The organism is Streptomyces sp. NPDC045967 (assembly GCF_056430495.1).
Genome location: NZ_JBWKLE010000048.1, coordinates 1 through 2,397, shown reverse-complemented (window position 1 = coordinate 2,397; position 2,397 = coordinate 1). Strand labels below are relative to the sequence as shown.

Here is a 2,397-nt window from a genome sequence, read left to right as displayed (position 1 = left end):
TTCAGAACTAACACAGTGGACGCGAGCAACTGAGGACAAGCCCTCGGCCTATTAGTACCAGTCAGCTTCACCCGTTACCGGGCTTCCACATCTGGCCTATCAACCCAGTCGTCTACTGGGAGCCTTACCCTCTCAAGGAGGTGGGAATACTCATCTCGAAGCAGGCTTCCCGCTTAGATGCTTTCAGCGGTTATCCCTCCCGAACGTAGCCAACCAGCCATGCCCTTGGCAGGACAACTGGCACACCAGAGGTTCGTCCGTCCCGGTCCTCTCGTACTAGGGACAGCCCTTCTCAATATTCCTACGCGCACAGCGGATAGGGACCGAACTGTCTCACGACGTTCTAAACCCAGCTCGCGTACCGCTTTAATGGGCGAACAGCCCAACCCTTGGGACCGACTCCAGCCCCAGGATGCGACGAGCCGACATCGAGGTGCCAAACCATCCCGTCGATATGGACTCTTGGGGAAGATCAGCCTGTTATCCCCGGGGTACCTTTTATCCGTTGAGCGACGGCGCTTCCACAAGCCACCGCCGGATCACTAGTCCCGACTTTCGTCCCTGCTCGACCCGTCGGTCTCACAGTCAAGCTCCCTTGTGCACTTACACTCAACACCTGATTGCCAACCAGGCTGAGGGAACCTTTGGGCGCCTCCGTTACTCTTTGGGAGGCAACCGCCCCAGTTAAACTACCCATCAGACACTGTCCCTGATCCGGATCACGGACCGAGGTTAGACATCCAGCACGACCAGAGTGGTATTTCAACGACGACTCCACAACCACTGGCGTGGCCGCTTCAAAGTCTCCCACCTATCCTACACAAGCCGAACCGAACACCAATATCAAACTATAGTAAAGGTCCCGGGGTCTTTCCGTCCTGCTGCGCGAAACGAGCATCTTTACTCGTAGTGCAATTTCACCGGGCCTATGGTTGAGACAGTCGAGAAGTCGTTACGCCATTCGTGCAGGTCGGAACTTACCCGACAAGGAATTTCGCTACCTTAGGATGGTTATAGTTACCACCGCCGTTTACTGGCGCTTAAGTTCTCAGCTTCGCACGCCCGAAAGCGCACTAACCGGTCCCCTTAACGTTCCAGCACCGGGCAGGCGTCAGTCCGTATACATCGCCTTACGGCTTCGCACGGACCTGTGTTTTTAGTAAACAGTCGCTTCTCGCTGGTCTCTGCGGCCACCCCCAGCTCACGGAGTAAATCCGATCACCAGTGATGGCCCCCCTTCTCCCGAAGTTACGGGGGCATTTTGCCGAGTTCCTTAACCATAGTTCACCCGAACGCCTCGGTATTCTCTACCTGACCACCTGAGTCGGTTTAGGGTACGGGCCGCCATGAAACTCGCTAGAGGCTTTTCTCGACAGCATAGGATCATCCACTTCACCACAATCGGCTCGGCATCAGGTCTCAGCCTTATATGAGGGACGGATTTGCCTACCCCTCGGCCTACACCCTTACCCCGGGACAACCACCGCCCGGGCTGGACTACCTTCCTGCGTCACCCCATCGCTTACCTACTACAAGTCTGGTTCGTCGGCTCCACCACTTTCCTTTCCCCGAAGGGTCCGGAACGGCTTCACGGACTTAGCATCGCCTGATTCGATATTGGGCGTTTCAAAGCGGGTACCGGAATATCAACCGGTTGTCCATCGACTACGCCTGTCGGCCTCGCCTTAGGTCCCGACTTACCCTGGGCAGATCAGCTTGACCCAGGAACCCTTAGTCAATCGGCGCACACGTTTCTCACGTGTGTATCGCTACTCATGCCTGCATTCTCACTCGTGAACCGTCCACAACTAGCTTCCGCTGCTGCTTCACCCGGCACACGACGCTCCCCTACCCATCACAGCGGGCGTTGGCCCTATTGCTGCAATGACACGACTTCGGCGGTACGCTTGAGCCCCGCTACATTGTCGGCGCGGAATCACTTGACCAGTGAGCTATTACGCACTCTTTCAAGGGTGGCTGCTTCTAAGCCAACCTCCTGGTTGTCTCTGCGACTCCACATCCTTTCCCACTTAGCGTACGCTTAGGGGCCTTAGTCGATGCTCTGGGCTGTTTCCCTCTCGACCATGGAGCTTATCCCCCACAGTCTCACTGCCGTGCTCTCACTTACCGGCATTCGGAGTTTGGCTAAGGTCAGTAACCCGGTAGGGCCCATCGCCTATCCAGTGCTCTACCTCCGGCAAGAAACACACGACGCTGCACCTAAATGCATTTCGGGGAGAACCAGCTATCACGGAGTTTGATTGGCCTTTCACCCCTAACCACAGGTCATCCCCCAGGTTTTCAACCCTGGTGGGTTCGGTCCTCCACGAAGTCTTACCTCCGCTTCAACCTGCCCATGGCTAGATCACTCCGCTTCGGGTCTAGAGCGTGCAACTC

1 rRNA gene is annotated in these 2,397 nt (G+C 56.4%); it reads right to left on the bottom strand.

From position 1 onward, the window contains the following. Nucleotides 1-31 precede the first annotated feature (31 nt). Nucleotides 32-2,397: ribosomal RNA gene (locus AC07FY_RS32980) — 23S ribosomal RNA — on the bottom strand; the annotation flags it as partial.